The sequence below is a fragment of the Moritella viscosa genome (assembly GCF_900120065.1).
Classification (GTDB): Bacteria; Pseudomonadota; Gammaproteobacteria; order Enterobacterales; family Moritellaceae; genus Moritella; species Moritella viscosa.
In genome coordinates this window covers 21,707-37,693 of sequence record NZ_FPLG01000099.1, presented here as the reverse complement: position 1 = coordinate 37,693, position 15,987 = coordinate 21,707, and the positions used below count along the sequence as shown (strand labels likewise).

Genomic DNA, 15,987 nt, shown 5'->3' with positions numbered 1-15,987 from the left:
ACCTACCTAATTACAATTTGGGAGTATTAATATAAAAACTCCCAATACAACAGCATTATTATGCACTAATCACGACATCCGTTTGTGGAATGCAGCTACATGCCAATATTTTCTTCGCCTTTTTACCATCATCTGTTAATGCATGGTCGGCAAGTACACGCACTTCTCCCGACTCTAACGTTACGCGGCAAACACCACAATAACCTGCACGACAGTTATAAGGGATGTTCACACCATTTTTTTCAGCTTGTTCTAATAATGTGGTTTTGTTGTCACCGACAAAACTGATATCCCAACTATCCAATAAGATATTGACCGGCTTACCAGGTATCTCGGAATGTTTATGGTCGCCAAAACTTTCTTGGAATTGCTGTTCCGCTGGTACACTCAATGCTGTGAGTGCAGTCGTCATTGTCGTCATAAAAGTTTCGGGACCACAAACATAGGATGATCGGTCACTAATGTCGCGCACCACATCAGCCAGCATTTGCTGATCAATACGTCCCCTTAACCCAGCCCAGTCACTCTGTGTACTTTCAGCAGTCAAGGTTAAGACTAAACGCATATTGGTATGCTGACGAGTAAGTAATTGCAATTCATCAAGCGCAATCAAGTCTGCCGCGGTTTTTGCACAATAAAAGAATACGATGTCTTTATCACATTCGGTATCAGCATAATAACGTGCCATTGAGAGCATAGGAGTAATACCGCTACCCGCTGACAGTAATAATAGTTTTTGTGTCGTAGCTGTAAAAGCATGGAACGGTCCACGTGGTGATGACGCACCTAGCCGATCGCCGACCGCTAAATTATCATTTAACCAATTTGACGCTTTACCATCAGGGACCCGTTTTACCGTTATAGCTAACAAGTCCGGGCGGCTTGGTGATGATGACAAGGTATAATTACGCATCACCAGATCTTGACCAATCTTTAAATTAAGGGTAATAAATTGACCGGGTTTATAATTTAGCAAAGCGCCTGGTTCGACACGAAAACGAAATGTTTTGGTATCTGGCGTTTCATCGATAACTGCAACACAACAAAGTTGTCGGGTTTCACTTTTATCCCACAACGTTTTAGCCTGTAGCTCAGTATGATGGTTCACAACAGCCTTTGGTGCTGACACAACTGGTTTTTGTTTAGGGCGGTTATCGGCATAAAACTTAGGCGCGTGATATTCCAATACTTCAACTTTATCACCAAGTTTAATGTCAGCATCGTTATGACTAACTAAATTTTGGCCAAAATCAATCTTACCATCGTTACCTTTGCGGAATAAACTTAACGTTTTAAGCGGTTCTTTGTCTTCAGAAAAACTTATTTCTCCGGGGCTTAATGTCGTGAAGATACAACGCTCGCAGGGTTTCACTAATTCAAATTCAGCATTACCAATTTTGATCCATTTCCAACTATCTTCTGCAAATGGCTCACAGCCCGTCACGATGAAGTTAGCTCTAAATTGGCTCATATCAATTGGTCGCAGTGTGCTGCGATTTAATTCATCAAGGGAGGCTTGTGAAATTAATAAAATCGGATATCCATCGGCAAAACTTAATTGTTTATCAAAATTAGGAACCAGACGTGAAGAGCCTGCTCCAAAATAAAGTAACTGGCAGTCTATCTGTAAGAACTTACCTAACCATTGGTTAATTTCTTCGCTGCAACGTTGACCTTGAATAGTCGTTCCCCAAACCGTTACATCTGTATAATCCTGTTGTAGCTCTTTAAACGTGAAAGCAATCGGCGGCATCAGTGGCGCTGAAAGCATGATTCCTTGCGCCACAACTTCAATTTTAATCCTCGTGATTTTAGGCTGAGTTCGCCCCGTAATAAACTGTCCTTGCATGTCACTAATAACAAATCTGCGATCATGATCTAAGCCCATTTCACTCACATGGGAATGGGTTAAGTTAATTGCTTTTGCTGATTTTAATGGGTAAATAGCAAGTGCCGATAAATTTATTTTAGCCACGAATTAATTCCCTTACTGTAACAACGTTAACACCTTCATATAACTGGTCATATAACTGAAAGCGCAATAAAATACTGAGCAAGATAGTAGCTTACAATAATAACCGCATAAGCACTACGGAACTGTTTTTTAAATCGTTCGAATGCCAGTGTCGCATCTGAAAACAAAAACACTATCGCACCAATAAACGCATAAAAGCTGGCTGTGCTATCCAAATTAAAGTAACGCTCGCCACTGACCCAAGCCATTATTACGATGATACTCATATAAACCAACACAGGCGCTTTCATTTCCGCTAGTGATGGCCATAGTATGCCCAAATACGTCACTGCAATTACCATTAACGATAAAGCAAGCGACCAAGTATAAGTCAGCTCAAAATTGATTGAAAAAGCAATGATATAAACGACATGAGCGACTAAAAAACTCAATAAACCGGGGATAAATCGGTCCTTGGGTAACATAAGGAAAATATCACCCAAGGTTGAGAGCAACAAACCAAGTAAAATCAGCCAAACATAATCATTAATAACAGGAGCAAGAGACCAGCACAGAGCGGTAATCGCCAGCGTAGTCACGGGCTTAAACAGATAAAATAACCACTTTCTGTCTTGGTAGGCACCATACAAGTGCAATATTGCACACACAGTGATAATAATAGTACTGGTGATAATCGTCGTTGAAAATTCCATTTTGACCGTTCCATCGCACCGAATAAATGCTCAATTCTGAGTCATACCCATTGTAATGAGCAAGTATTAAAGCGGTATAAATGTGCGTGAGTTAACATTTATAAACATAACGACCTGAAATTTAAGTCTAACCCTAGACAGAAATCCACAAATTGTACTAGTTTATTAATTCATAAACCTTAGGAGGTATAAGTATGGAACAACAAGCACTACAACATCATCTAATCGCAATTGAAATGTATATTTGCCATTTAGGTAAAACATTTGAAGAAGCTTGCAACGAATTGAAGTTAGATATTAGCGAGCAGTTAGCACTAAAAAGCATGATGGTTTCATAAGATCAAATTATTCTGTATTTAAAGATAAGTATTTACCCTACTCTTCTAAGCTGACTTTACACTCTTTATTAATCGGTAGGACCACGTCTGTAACGGGTATTTCAAAACCTAGCACGCGTACCGTTTCGTCAATTAAGGCTTGCTTGGATATCGGTTTATTAATATAACCGTCCATTTTTATATGCTTACAGGTCACCAAGTCAAATTTAAATGCATCCTCTATTAGCGCTATAATGGGCGTTTTACTATTATCGCTCGTACCTGCTCTAACCATCTTGGTCGTTGCAATACCATCTGGACCCGGGATCTGCATATAAATAATATCGAAGGTGTATTTTTGGATTAGATCAAGACCTTCTAAACCGGTATTAGCAGTAAACACTTGCATGTGCAATTGCGTCAATGCCTGCTGAAAAACAATTTGATTCATTTTATTATCTTCGATCAATAATACTTTTAACCCTGCTAATTTATCTAATGCTAAATCACTACTACCAATAATATGCTGTCTGCGTAATTGATAAGCATGAGGCAATCTTAAATTAATCTTAAATTGTGCACCTTCGCCTAATTTACTTTCTACTTGTAGACGGCCTTGCATTAAGTTAATTAACCGTGAACAAATCGCTAAGCTTAAGCCACCACTCGGTAAATCATTGGATTTATGATTATAAGGTAGCTGCTCGTTATCAAACAAATGCGCGAGTTTAGTCACTGGAATACCAATCCCAGTATCGCTAATCGTAAAAACAATATCTGCTACAACCCCTTCTTCATTCGTGTCATCAATCTTGCTGCAATTGACTTTAAGTTCAACAAAGCCTCTGTCGGTAAACTTCAACGCATTCGCAACCAAGTTGACCAGCACTTGTTGTAACCGAACCGGGTCTCCAATATAAAACCGATGCAGATCATCACTATAATTCAGGCTAAAGCGTACGCGTAAATTGTTATGCACAAACGGACGTAGGGAAGTGTAAACTTGATCGAGTATTTCTAACAAATCAAAACGCACTTTACCAAGTTCTAAATTACCCGATTCTATTCTTGAATAATCAGTAACATCGTTCAGTACCATCTGCATGTGATTAGCTGAGTGCTTCATTAACTTCAAATATTCTGCGGATTTAATATTTTGTGGCATTTCACAAAGTAACTCAGCAGTACCAAGAATACTATTCATTGGTGTTCGAATATCATTACTTAAACTCTCGACAAATTGCTGCTTAGATTGTGCTAACAGTATTTTATTCACTCGAGGTTCGGTCATTGTCTCTATCTGATCATTCAATAAATTAACTAACCCATCCAATTCTATATAAGGAGAGCTAAATGGCTCATGATGATTATCTTTATCCGCAATCGCGTCATGGCACTTTTGTTGTAGTTTCTCAAATGGCTTGAAGACTAATTTATCTAACACTAATTTTGAAATAACAAGCGAGATTAATAATAGCGGTAATATGGTTAATAAAAGGTTTATTTTTAAGGTAGTAAATACATCGATAAGTAATGGGCTAGCTTGTTGAATAGTAACCTCAATAGCAATAAAAATTCCCGCGATAACCAACGCCAACATCACTAACAATAATGTTCTTATTCTACTGTATAACGAATATTGTAAAATGACTTTACTTGAATCGACCTTGATATCCCGCATATCATGCATCCTTCTATTACCTATCTAATAAATTTAGCTAAAATTGTCAAAATTGCTGCAATAACTAATATTTTTTCATTAATAGCAAATGCACAATGCGCTTTTAAAAAGGGATAATGATTTATTTCTGAAGGCATCCTCTGTTTATGCTGTATAATAGTCAGCAGTCACTAGAAAATAGGGTTGGAATTTGAGCTGTGCTCCTATATAGTTCTCGCCCCTAAATAATTTCTAGCAATTATTTTAATTCTATTTAAGAGGTAGCTTCTTTGCGCTTTCAAGATTTCGGTATCGACCCACGTTTAATCAGTTCAATCGAGCATTTAGGATTTGAACAAGCAACAGAGGTGCAGGAAGCAGCTATTCCACTTATTTTAGGTGGCTGTGACATCATGGCTACATCGCAGACAGGTAGTGGTAAAACCATTGCTTATGGCCTGCCAATATTACAACGTATGTTAAAGCAACGTCGTTTCGAGCACCGCGCTGTACGAGCAGTGATCTTAGCGCCAACGCGTGAGCTTGCGATTCAAGTACATGCAAACATGAAACACTTGGGAATGAGTCTAGATTATCAAATCCAATTGATTATTGGTCGTGAATCTTTCCAGCACCAAGAAAAGCTATTACGTAAAAATCCAGAAGTATTAATTGCGACACCAGGTCGTTTACTTGATCATATCCGTGAAAAAACAATTACGCTTGAGCACTTAGAATTCTTAGTGCTGGATGAAGCTGACCGAATGTTAGACATGGGTTTCCGTGATGACGTATCAGCTATTTCAAACAGCGCGCCAAATGTAAAACGTCAAACGATGTTATTCTCTGCAACGCTAGAGCACGTTGATGTTGCTAATATTTGTAACCAAGTATTACGTGCACCAGAACGTATCGAGATTAACCGCTCGAACGATCAACACGAGAAAATTGAGCAACGCCTATTTTTCTCTGACAACCTGACGCACAAAGAAGAACAATTAGTACATCTTGCTAAAACTGAAGACTATCGCCAACTACTTATCTTCACAGCAACAAAGTTAGATACAGAACGTCTAGCAAAACTATTAGTTGAGAATGATATCAATGCCACTTCAATTCACGGTGACATGTTACAAAATCAACGTAAGCGTACGTTAGAAGATTTCCGTCGTGGACGTGTTGAGGTATTAGTTGCAACAGACGTTGCCGCGCGTGGTCTTGATATTCGCACATTAAGCCATGTTATCAACTTCGACTTACCAATTAACCCTGAAGACTTTATCCACCGTACTGGTCGTACAGGTCGTGCAGGCGCAACAGGTATTGCAATCTCTTTAGTAAGCCCGAAAGACTGGACTTCATTTGGCAAGATCCAAAGTTACTTAAAAGTTAAACTACCTTGCACTATGTTGGAAGGTTTTGAAGCTAAGTTTAAAGGCTTTAAACCAAAACCGGCGAAAAAACGTTTACCAGAAAGTAATAAAGGGCGTCCAACTAAACTCGCTCGTAAAGGTGATAAAAACGCACCGACACACAAGCAGAATACAGCTCCTAAGCAAGATAAAAAACAAGCGATGCGTGATTCAATGGCAAGTGCCGTGGATGGCGGTTTCGCACCGATGAAGAGAAAGCCAAGAGCTGAAATCATCGATGATGGTCACGAAGAAGATTAATACTAAAAACCTGCTCCCGAGCAGGTTTTTTTATTTATACTGGTTGTATCTTTTTGTTTATACTGTTTTATAAGGCACTTTATGAAACAGTGTAAACCAACTTAGCTCACAGGAGAGCAACCATGGCAGGATTAAGTTTAATCGCCCTACTCGATGATATTGCATCGGTACTGGATGATGTGGCACTGATGACTAAAGTCGCCGCAAAGAAGACGGCTGGCGTATTAGGTGATGATCTCGCACTTAATGCTCAGCAAGTGTCAGGTGTGAGTGCTGACCGTGAACTCCCTGTTGTTTGGAAAGTGGCTAAGGGTTCTTTTAAGAACAAAGCGATCTTAGTGCCAGCAGCCCTACTCATCAGCGCTGTAGCACCTTGGTTAATTACCCCATTATTACTTATCGGTGGCTTGTTTTTATGCTTTGAAGGTGCCGAGAAACTCCATCATGCTAAATCCACATCCGCTCATGAAGATAACAGCGATGATGATGTATTAGCGGGACTATCAGTTGAAGAATTTGAAGATAAAAAAGTCAAAGGCGCAATTAGAACAAACTTCATTTTATCTGCCGAGATTATTGTTATTGCCTTGGGCACAGTACAAATACAATCCTTAACAACCCAATTAACCGTGGTAAGTTTAATCGCCGTATTAATGACAGTCGGGGTTTATGGCCTTGTTGGCACGATCGTCAAAATGGATGATGTCGGTTTATATCTCGTTAATAACAGCCAAGCAAAAAGTATCAAACACTACCTCGGTAATGGGCTACTGACTTTCGCGCCAAAACTAATGCGTTCATTAGCCGTGATCGGGACAATTGCAATGTTTCTTGTTGGCGGCAGTATTGTCATTCACAGTATTCCAGGCTCTCACAATATTATCCATATACTACTGGCGATGTTACCTGATGCATTCGCGCATAATGCTATTGTGACCGGAGTGATACCTGTGTTGATTGATGGCTTAATGGGATTACTGGCAGGATTCATTGTGCTAATGGTGGTGACTGGCATACAAAAACTAAGAAACTAAACTACATAAAAACATGAGTAACGAACGATAATGAGGACACCATCATATATCTGTGTCACAGTCGTTACTCATCAATCAATGTACGTATTAATCGTTAAAGCTTAACACCAAACCTCAGGTTTAATCGCAATACTTGTCTCGCCAGATAGCACTTGAATATCACCATCTTGGATCATCAATTGCAATTCCATATTACGACTATATAGCTGTGCCATCAGCTCTGCCGTTTCATCATTAATGAATTGAATTGATAAGTTATCTGCACTGTATTTTATCTTCTTAAACCACAATGCCGCACTACGGTCACCATAAGTATAGATAGTCGCTTTCTCAGATTGATTACTCGCTTTTTTAAGACGTTTGTCTGATGGCTGACCTAAATCAATCCAATGTTCAATCACATCAATATCAGATTTAAACCAGATATCTGGTTCTTCATCTTCGCCTAAGCCTTTAGTAAAACTTAAACGTGCTTCAGCATCAACATTTAGCATCCAAGCAAGTAGACGTAACATCAGACGGTTATCGTTCTCAGATGGGTGCTGAGCCAGCGTCAGGGGAATATCATTAAGATAAACATGATTATCAAGATCAACGATTGATACTTTTGCTTTTAAAATTGTTGCTGTTAATGCCATGGAAATCACTAATAAAGGGAATATGACAGGCATGATACACCAGTCTTTAGAGCAAGAAAGCTTAAGCCCAAAAAAAAGCCTAATAATCGCAAATTGCTTTCACAACCTGCCGACTATTAGGCTTTATCGAACCTGTTTAACTAATGTTTTATAACATCATTAAACCACTTCGATTGGTCCACCGAACGAATTAACTGCCGGTGCTTTCCCCTTAAACTTCTCAAACTCAACCTGACACGTATTTGCCGATGTAGCTTGAGCAAGTTCTGAAGAACCGATATCCAATGTTAGGTTATTTGGATCGCCATAAGTACAAAGTGAACCTATGCTTTCATCTTCAGGACCATACCAAGCACCCTCTTCAATACGAATAACATTCACAGGGTAGTTATCATCAACTACCGCACCCGCTAACAACTGACCACGGTCATTGAATACACGTACGATGTCGCCATCTTTAATGCCACGTATCTTCGCGTCTGCAGAGTTCATATAAACTGGTTCACGACCTTGAACGGTGTAAGTAGCACGGAATTTTTCTGATTCACACATTTGTGAATGCAGGCGTTTGTTCGGGTGACAAGACTGCATCCATACAGGGAATTTAGCTGATTTTGGACCACCATGTGAACGTTCTGTTTTTTCGAACCACATAGGGTGACCTTTACAGTGCTCATAACCAAAACGCGCAATCTTACGGCTGTAAATTTCAATGAAACCAGATGGTGTACCCAGTGCATTAACTTCAGGATCTTCACGGAAATCGGCATGACGCGTCCAGTTTTCACCGTCACCAAAGTGGAAGTAACCTTCTTTCCAGAATTCATGGAAGTCAGGCATATCCCATTTACCAACATTCGCATCTTTTGATTTGTTATACAGTTTTTCTAACCACTGAACTTCACTCTTACCTTGAGTATACTCTTTGCTCTTACCCCAACGTTTCGTTAGTTCAGTAAAGATCTCAAAGTCAGTTTTAGATTGGAACAGCGGGTCAACTAGCTTCTTCATCCCTAGTAAACCTTTCGCGCGGTATGAACCATAGATATCTAAATCGTTACGTTCATACTGCGTACAAGCTGGTAACACGATATCAGAAAAACGACACGTTGCGGTCCAGTTATAATCAATCGCGATCACAGTTTCCAGTTTCTGGAATGCCGCTTTCATGTTGTTACGATCTTGATGACGATGCCAAGGGTTACAACCCGTGAATACCATCATTTTGATATCAGGGAAGGTGATTTTTGAGCCATTGGCATCAATCACTTTACCTGGATTTTTCAGCGCATCAACAAAGCGTGCTACAGGGATCGTAGAACTCGCGCCTTTGAAATCTTTGCTTTCATGACGTGGTTTTTGACCTGAATCTGGGTTACGTGGGAATGAACCTGCACCAACTGCACCAGAAGTAGGTACACCAATAGAGCTATAGTGATGACCATAGCTGATACCACCGCCAGGTAGGCCTATTTGACCAATCATGGCAGCCAATACCGCGCCCATCCAATATGGTTGTTCACCGTGTTCCTGACGTTGAATTGACCAGCCAAATAAGAATTGAGTACGACCGTTAGTAATTAAACGAGCGAAGTCACGAATGTCATCAGGTGATACGCCACAGATTTCGCTCGCCCATTCAGGTGTTTTTTCAACTTTATCTTCTGTTTCACCCTGCACATATTTCAAGAATTCTTCAAAACCAAGTGCATAAGTATCTAAGAATTTCTTATCATGCAGATCTTCTTTCACCATAGTATGTGCTACAGCAAGCATGAACGGTACATCGGTATGTGGATTGATGTATCTGTGTTCATTACCTAAGAAGTTTTGCGTTTTGTTCTTAACCGGATCAACACTGATCACGCGAATTTTCTTTTCAGCAACTTTATCTTTTAGCGCTTCCAGATATTCAAAGCTATCATGGGTTTCACAGTTCCAACCTACTTGTAGGTTTTTCACTGGATCCGTTGCCCATAAGATAATCGTTTTACTATTATCTAGAATTAACGGCCATGATGTACCCGGTGCATATACTTCTGTCGAACCAAGTACGTAAGGCAGAATTGTTTGACCAGCACCCGTTGAGTAATCGCCAACATCTTTCACTGACGCACCGTGCATTGCGATTGCACGCGCCATGTGGCTACCACAGCTATGTAGTTGACCTGTTGCACGCCAACCGTTAGCACCGGTATGTAGACCTGATGGACCATACGTATTCTGAACACGTTCTAATTCTTCGTAGAACATGTCTAACGCTTGATCCCAAGTAACACGGATGAAGCGATTATCACCACGTTGTGTTGTATCACTCTTCTCACGGTTCAGATACCAATCTAAACGAACCATAGGGTAACGAACACGAGATGGACTATAGATAATCCCTTCGATGCCTTGCAGCATGTCCGTTGGATATTTATCTAATTCAAAGGCTTTAACTTCTGTAACCTTGCCGCCGTGGATCTTAGCGCGGAATGCACCCCAGTGCGAACCAGTTAACTTCCATTCAGCACGCTCTGCGATAGTCGCTGCGCTTGCTGTTTTTGGTACTAATAAACTAGGACCAATCACAGCAACTGCTGATGTCGCCATCACACCTTTTAGAAAAGAGCGACGGCTGACAGATACATTTTCATTTTTAGACTTTTTGTCTTTATTAAACATAGTCATACTTCTCTTTGAATTAGTGAGCATCTTTGCTGTAATCTGATGAGTGGTTTTGTAGATACTTCAAGATAACATCGTGTGTATCACCATCTAAGTTCACAAAACCTTGCATGCCAGCAAACATACCAACCCAAGTATTTGCATCGAAATGAGCTTCTGCTGGCTGGGTATGACAAACACTACATGTGGTTTGGTAAGCGTCTTTCGCGTAATCCCAAATGTTTTGTAGGCTTTCTTCATAACCTTTTTTATCAACCCATAATGTGAACGTTACTTGTTCCCAAGGCAGACCCGTTAAATCATCTTCCTTCTTATCACCACGAACGAATAGCGATTCATCTTGTGATGCTTCTTTTGATAATGTTGCTTGCACAATATTTTTAGCAAAATCAAAGTACAGAACGCGACCGTAACCTTTAGCTTTATGCCAAGTCACTAATTCAACTTGCAGGCGGTTGCCAGATTCAGCGATAACTTTAAACTTAGTCGCTGGTGTTAATACACCCAGATACTCAGGTTCTTTATCATCTTTATAAAGTGGGGTTTGCACCAGAGAATAGTACTCTTTACCAATTTCAAATGAGCTACCTTCTAGGTCTTTCGCCATTTTACCCAGTTCACTGATTGCAGAGGTATCCATTTCAGGTAGGTGGTGAGCAATACCTTTATGACAATCTAGACAAGATTGATCACGCTCAGCCGCTTTACGCATTTGTACTTGCGCACGTTCAGACATTTTGGTGAAATCCATGCTCTTATAGTCATGACAGTTTTTACATTCTAAAGAACCGTTGGCTTTAAATCGAGCCCATTCGTTCTGTGCTAAGTGTAAACGCTTAGATTCGAATTTTTCTTTAGTATCCACCGTACCTAATAACCAACCAAATACGTCTTTACTCGCACGCGCTTTGGCGGCGATTTTGTTTTGCCAGCGATGGGGAACGTGGCAATCAGGGCAAGTAGCACGAACACCACTACGGTTTGACCAGTGAACCGTACTTTGAATTTCTTGATAGTTATTTTCTTTCATACTATGACAAGAAATACAAAATGCTTCTTGATTGGTCGCTTCTAGCGCGGTATTGAATCCCCCCCAGAAAATAACACCGGCAATAAAAGCGCCACAAGTCACAACACCTAAAGAGATATGTTTACTTGGTTTATTAAACACACGCCAAGAGCGAGCGATTATAGAGAATAATTTTTTCATTACTGTAATACCTGGATAATGAGTAATTGGTTAATTTGATTAATGCGAAGGTAGGCCAAAAAGGATATGACTCATCCAAATGACAAAACCATAACCAAATACACTAACGGTAGCGAGGATTGGAAATAAGAACACAGTTAAAAAGACAAATAACTTCCATTCGCCCTTCTTCTCGACGTTCTTGACCTCTACATTGCTTGCTTGTTGTTTCATCTCAAATTCCTGCAGCTAGATGATATATAAAATTAGAGTTTAGGACAGTGTAAAGTAAGGTCAAGGATAAATAGTTGCAGCAGATCAAAGAAGTTTATTATTCTTAATAAAAACGTAGTAAGCAGTATAAAATGTCAGCAATAAATGCAAGACCAAAACCTTAGTGGTCCCTGGTGACACAAATACACTATTTCACTCTAACCATTAACGAAATCAACAAGAACAAAGCATATATGGTAGGTTCTACCCATCCAGATTTAACCGATAAATAATAATGAAGGGGAGTTAGCAGGGCAACTAAATAAATTAAACTGTGCAATTTTTTCCAACTCAGTCTCATTTTACGTCGCACCCACATTGGAGAGGTTAATGCTAATAATAGTAAAATAATAAAGGCAATCATGCCAAGCCAAATATAGGATCTTTTTATCAGCTCTTGAAGAAATAAACCGAGATCTCCCCCCAAATCAAGCCAGACAAAAGCAGCTAAATGCAGCGTTGCGTAGAAAAAACAATATAAACCGACAAGACGACGGGTTGAAATTAATAGCCCTTCTTTGTAACGTTTTGCCAAAGGTGAAATAGCCAAAGTGGCGAGTAATAAGTTTAATGCGCCTTTACCCAAAAAATGGATCACAGCTTGCACTGGATCACCACCCAATGTATCAGCATTAATTGCTAACCCGAGATATACTAATGGCATAATGGCAAATATATGAATATAAGCCTTTAGATACGGCATACGTTTGTAGGTCAGCACTGGCATAACTAAATATACCTCTTCAGATCCATACCTTGATATAAGCTAGCGACCTCTTCAGCATAACCGTTGAAAGGTAATGTTTTTATGCGTTTAGAAGAAAAAACACTGCCATTACCAATACGACGTTCAGACGCTTGGCTCCAACGCGGATGATCCACAACTGGATTAACGTTGGCATAAAATCCATATTCACGAGCAGCAAGACGATTCCACGTAGTTGGTGGTTCTTTTTCTAATAAATGGATTTTAACAATTGATTTAATACCTTTGAAACCATATTTCCACGGTACAACCAAGCGGATTGGCGCACCATTTTGTGGCGCAAGAGTTTTACCAAACGTACCGACAGAAAGCATGGTTAATGGGTGCATCGCTTCATCCATACGTAAACCTTCGACATAGGGCCAATCAAGATTACCACCCAGATAAGAAGATGCTTGCCCCGGCATTTGTTGCGGATCATATAGGGTTTCAAACGCGACATATTTGGCTTTCGAGGTGGGATTGGCTTTTTTAATAATTTCAGCTAATGAAAAACCGGTCCACGGGATCACCATTGACCATGCTTCTACACAACGCATGCGATAAATACGCTCTTCCAAATCAGCCACTTTAAATAAATCGTCATATCCTAAGGTGATTTCTTTTTCCACCTCACCAGTTATCGTCAGAGTCCATGGTTCGACCTTAAAGTTCTGAGCATTTTTTTGGGGTTCTGTTTTCGCCGTGCCAAACTCATAAAAGTTATTATGTGACAGTACTTTTTTTTCAGGCGTCCAGATCTCACCATCAGCGTAATCTTTACTGCCAATGAATTGCAATGGCGATTGCACAAACACCTGACTGTTAGCTTTTTTCTTACCGCTATCAAAAATATCAAAGATACTCGCTTGCGCTGGACTCGCAGCAGCTAAACCAACACCAGCAAGTCCTAATTGTTTGAGGAATTGTCGACGTTGCTGATAAACAGGTTCCGCAACAACATCATTTTCACTTACTTGAGATTTTTTTTTACATTTAATAATCATTCCGTTACCTGCTTGGTTAATTTCCCATATACTAATCATGAGCTATTTAAGCAAATTGTTCATCACAGAATTATCACAATAGCGGCACAATCTTATATAAATACAGTCTCAGTTCTCACGTTGCTTTTATGATTTTTTATAAGACCGTTTTTTTGTCGGCTTTTTCTTAAAACGGCCACCAGTAGGTTTACTACTAGATAGACCGCGTAAGCCATCCGGTAGCGTTGCTTTAGCCTGCTCAATCATGCCTTCAAGCTGCTGTAATAAACCGCCCATAAAATGCTGGTAGCAGGCTTCTTTTTTACTGATACCATCAAGTACAGATTCCCATTGAGCTGTCATATCCGGTAAGGTTGCCGATTCAGGTAACGCATTAATCAAACCTTTACCCGCGTCCGTAGATAAAATCAGTTTGTTATTACGCACCAAGAAATTACGTCTAAATAACAGTTCAATAATCCCCGCACGCGTGGCTTCGGTGCCGAGCCCATCGGTATCTTTTAAAATTTTACGGATCTCACTATCTTTTACATAACGAGAAATCCCGGTCATTGCAGCAAGTAAAGTTGCATCACTAAAATGCTTCGGTGGTTGGGTTTGTTTTTCGACACATTCAGCGTGCTGGCACAAAACCGACTCACCTTTTTTAATAGTCGGTAATTGCGCGGCCAATTCTTTTTCAGCTTCAGTTTGCTTGGCATTACTCGCTGCTGATTTCGGAAATAATATTTTCCAGCCTTGTTTTAAGGTCATTTTGGCTTTCGCGATGAACAAACCACCAGCGATAGTTATCTCTGCAACCGTGTCCGCGTATTCATAAGGTGGATAAAACTGACATAAATATTGCCTTGCAACTAATTCATAAATGTTTTTTTCGCTACTGTTAAGACGCTCTACACTGCTACTTTTTTCGGTGGGGATAATGGCATGGTGGGCCTCAACTTTACTGTCGTTCCAAGCTTTGCTCCGTAAACTTTGATCAGCATTTAAGGCTGCTTGCTGCAATGACTCACTGGTTTTGGATATTGCGTTAATCACCCCCCCACGATGTCCGTAATGTTCCTTGGGTAAATAACGGCTGTCTGAGCGCGGATAAGTAATGAGTTTATGTCGTTCGTATAATGCTTGGCAGGTATCTAATACTTGCTGTGCACTCATACCAAAACGTTTCGCACCATCAATTTGCAGTGAAGAGAGGTTATATGGCAGTGGCGCGGCTTGTTGTTTATTTTTCTTTTCCAACTTAGTGACTTCGCCCGTTTGGCCCTGGACGCGACTGACCACATTTTCAGCCAATTTTTTTACCAATACCCGACCGTCTTCATCCATATACGGACGACAAGCTTCACTCGGTTTCCACTTGGCCGTGAACATCTCTTGCTGTTGGGTTTGTAAATGCACCAACACTTCATAAAAAGGTTTACTGACAAAGTTAGCAATCTCAATATCACGTCTCACCACTAAACCCAAAATTGGGGTTTGTACACGCCCGACAGACAAAACGCCTTGATAACCAACTTTTTGCCCCTGTAGCGTATAAGCCCGAGTCATATTCATGCCATATAACCAATCGGCACGTGAGCGTGCTAATGCCGACACAGATAAGGGAATATAATCACTGTTTGCTTGTAAATTATTCAAGGCTTTTTTCACCGCAGCAGGGTTAAGATCACTGATCAATAAGCGCTGTGCGGTATTTTTCTTTTTCGCTGGGGTTTTAAGAAATTCAATCACTTCATCCACCAACAATTGCCCTTCTCGATCCGGATCACCAGCATGCACAAGACTCGTGGCCTTTTTAACTAGCCCTCTCAATACGGTCAGTTGTTTACTGGTATTAGGCTTTTTCTTTAGTTGCCACGTTTCAGGCACGATAGGCAAGTGTTCTAAACGCCACTTTTTAAATGCTTCATCATAGGCATCCGGCTCTGCTTGTTCGAGCAAGTGGCCAATACACCAAGACACGACATCACCGTTACCGACTTCAATATAACCTTGTTGTTTCTTATGCGGTTTAGGTAACACATCGGCAATAGCACGACCAAGGCTGGGTTTTTCGGCAATATAAAGTTTCATGATGTTAACAATTATGGACTGTATGAATAAACAGTTAA

At 40.2% G+C, this 15,987-nt stretch carries 13 protein-coding genes; 3 read left to right on the top strand and 10 right to left on the bottom strand.

What is annotated here, in order from left to right; translation table 11 throughout:
- Nucleotides 1-58: 58 nt before the first annotated feature.
- Nucleotides 59-1,975 (bottom strand): MOSC N-terminal beta barrel domain-containing protein, encoded by a 1,917-nt coding sequence (locus BT797_RS14890; RefSeq protein ID WP_075472655.1) that lies wholly within the window; start codon nt 1,973-1,975, stop codon nt 59-61.
- Between the two features lie 47 nt (nt 1,976-2,022).
- Complete coding sequence (locus BT797_RS14885) at nt 2,023-2,667, bottom strand: lysoplasmalogenase (RefSeq protein ID WP_075472653.1); 645 nt, start codon at nt 2,665-2,667, stop codon at nt 2,023-2,025.
- A 194-nt stretch (nt 2,668-2,861) separates the two neighbouring features.
- Here BT797_RS14885 and BT797_RS23855 point away from each other — a divergent pair, with 194 nt between their 5' ends.
- A complete protein-coding gene (locus BT797_RS23855; RefSeq protein WP_170860771.1) occupies nt 2,862-3,005 on the top strand; it encodes a hypothetical protein in 144 nt (47 codons plus the stop codon).
- Between the two features lie 37 nt (nt 3,006-3,042).
- Here BT797_RS23855 and BT797_RS14880 read toward each other — a convergent pair whose 3' ends face one another.
- Complete coding sequence (locus tag BT797_RS14880; RefSeq protein ID WP_045108689.1) at nt 3,043-4,665, bottom strand: hybrid sensor histidine kinase/response regulator; 1,623 nt, start codon at nt 4,663-4,665, stop codon at nt 3,043-3,045.
- Nucleotides 4,666-4,934: 269 nt separating this feature from the next.
- Between BT797_RS14880 and BT797_RS14875 the strand changes: the two genes are divergently transcribed.
- Nucleotides 4,935-6,317: a DEAD/DEAH box helicase gene (locus tag BT797_RS14875; RefSeq protein WP_045108688.1), complete on the top strand. Its 1,383-nt coding sequence runs from the start codon at nt 4,935-4,937 to the stop codon at nt 6,315-6,317.
- A gap of 122 nt (nt 6,318-6,439) precedes the next feature.
- Nucleotides 6,440-7,351: a DUF808 domain-containing protein gene (locus BT797_RS14870; RefSeq protein WP_075472651.1), complete on the top strand. Its 912-nt coding sequence runs from the start codon at nt 6,440-6,442 to the stop codon at nt 7,349-7,351.
- A gap of 101 nt (nt 7,352-7,452) precedes the next feature.
- Here the strand turns inward: BT797_RS14870 and BT797_RS14865 are convergent, their stop codons facing one another.
- From BT797_RS14865 to BT797_RS14835, 7 genes are all read right to left on the bottom strand, one after another.
- Nucleotides 7,453-8,022 (bottom strand): YaeQ family protein, encoded by a 570-nt coding sequence (locus tag BT797_RS14865; protein WP_244534200.1) that lies wholly within the window; start codon nt 8,020-8,022, stop codon nt 7,453-7,455.
- 126 nt (nt 8,023-8,148) lie between these two features.
- The gene (gene torA, locus BT797_RS14860) at nt 8,149-10,662 is read right to left on the bottom strand and encodes a trimethylamine-N-oxide reductase TorA (RefSeq protein ID WP_075472650.1); all 2,514 of its coding nucleotides are present in this window, start codon (nt 10,660-10,662) and stop codon (nt 8,149-8,151) included.
- A gap of 13 nt (nt 10,663-10,675) precedes the next feature.
- The gene (gene torC / locus BT797_RS14855; protein WP_075472648.1) at nt 10,676-11,869 is read right to left on the bottom strand and encodes a pentaheme c-type cytochrome TorC; all 1,194 of its coding nucleotides are present in this window, start codon (nt 11,867-11,869) and stop codon (nt 10,676-10,678) included.
- Between the two features lie 39 nt (nt 11,870-11,908).
- Nucleotides 11,909-12,082, bottom strand: a complete 174-nt coding sequence (locus tag BT797_RS14850) for a periplasmic nitrate reductase, NapE protein (protein WP_045108684.1) — start codon at nt 12,080-12,082, stop codon at nt 11,909-11,911.
- Between the two features lie 187 nt (nt 12,083-12,269).
- Nucleotides 12,270-12,848 carry a protein-methionine-sulfoxide reductase heme-binding subunit MsrQ gene (gene msrQ, locus BT797_RS14845; RefSeq protein ID WP_075472646.1) on the bottom strand — a complete coding sequence of 193 codons (579 nt, stop codon included), beginning with the start codon at nt 12,846-12,848 and terminating at the stop codon, nt 12,270-12,272.
- Nucleotides 12,849-12,850: 2 nt separating this feature from the next.
- On the bottom strand, nt 12,851-13,873 hold the full coding sequence (gene msrP / locus BT797_RS14840) for a protein-methionine-sulfoxide reductase catalytic subunit MsrP (protein WP_045108682.1): 1,023 nt from the start codon (nt 13,871-13,873) through the stop codon (nt 12,851-12,853).
- 126 nt (nt 13,874-13,999) lie between these two features.
- Nucleotides 14,000-15,949, bottom strand: coding sequence for a DNA topoisomerase III (locus BT797_RS14835; protein WP_075472644.1), 1,950 nt, complete (start codon nt 15,947-15,949; stop codon nt 14,000-14,002).
- Between the last annotated feature and the right edge of the window lie 38 nt (nt 15,950-15,987).

Coding starts and splice junctions, on each gene's coding strand:
- BT797_RS14865 (WP_244534200.1), bottom strand. CDS start 8,022: ATGCCTGTCATATTCCCTTTATTAGTGATTTCCATGGCATTAACAGCA.
- BT797_RS14835 (WP_075472644.1), bottom strand. CDS start 15,949: ATGAAACTTTATATTGCCGAAAAACCCAGCCTTGGTCGTGCTATTGCC.
- torC (WP_075472648.1), bottom strand. CDS start 11,869: ATGAAAAAATTATTCTCTATAATCGCTCGCTCTTGGCGTGTGTTTAAT.
- BT797_RS14885 (WP_075472653.1), bottom strand. CDS start 2,667: ATGGAATTTTCAACGACGATTATCACCAGTACTATTATTATCACTGTG.
- torA (WP_075472650.1), bottom strand. CDS start 10,662: ATGACTATGTTTAATAAAGACAAAAAGTCTAAAAATGAAAATGTATCT.
- msrP (WP_045108682.1), bottom strand. CDS start 13,873: ATGATTATTAAATGTAAAAAAAAATCTCAAGTAAGTGAAAATGATGTT.
- msrQ (WP_075472646.1), bottom strand. CDS start 12,848: ATGCCAGTGCTGACCTACAAACGTATGCCGTATCTAAAGGCTTATATT.
- BT797_RS23855 (WP_170860771.1), top strand. CDS start 2,862: ATGGAACAACAAGCACTACAACATCATCTAATCGCAATTGAAATGTAT.
- BT797_RS14850 (WP_045108684.1), bottom strand. CDS start 12,082: ATGAAACAACAAGCAAGCAATGTAGAGGTCAAGAACGTCGAGAAGAAG.
- BT797_RS14880 (WP_045108689.1), bottom strand. CDS start 4,665: ATGCGGGATATCAAGGTCGATTCAAGTAAAGTCATTTTACAATATTCG.
- BT797_RS14870 (WP_075472651.1), top strand. CDS start 6,440: ATGGCAGGATTAAGTTTAATCGCCCTACTCGATGATATTGCATCGGTA.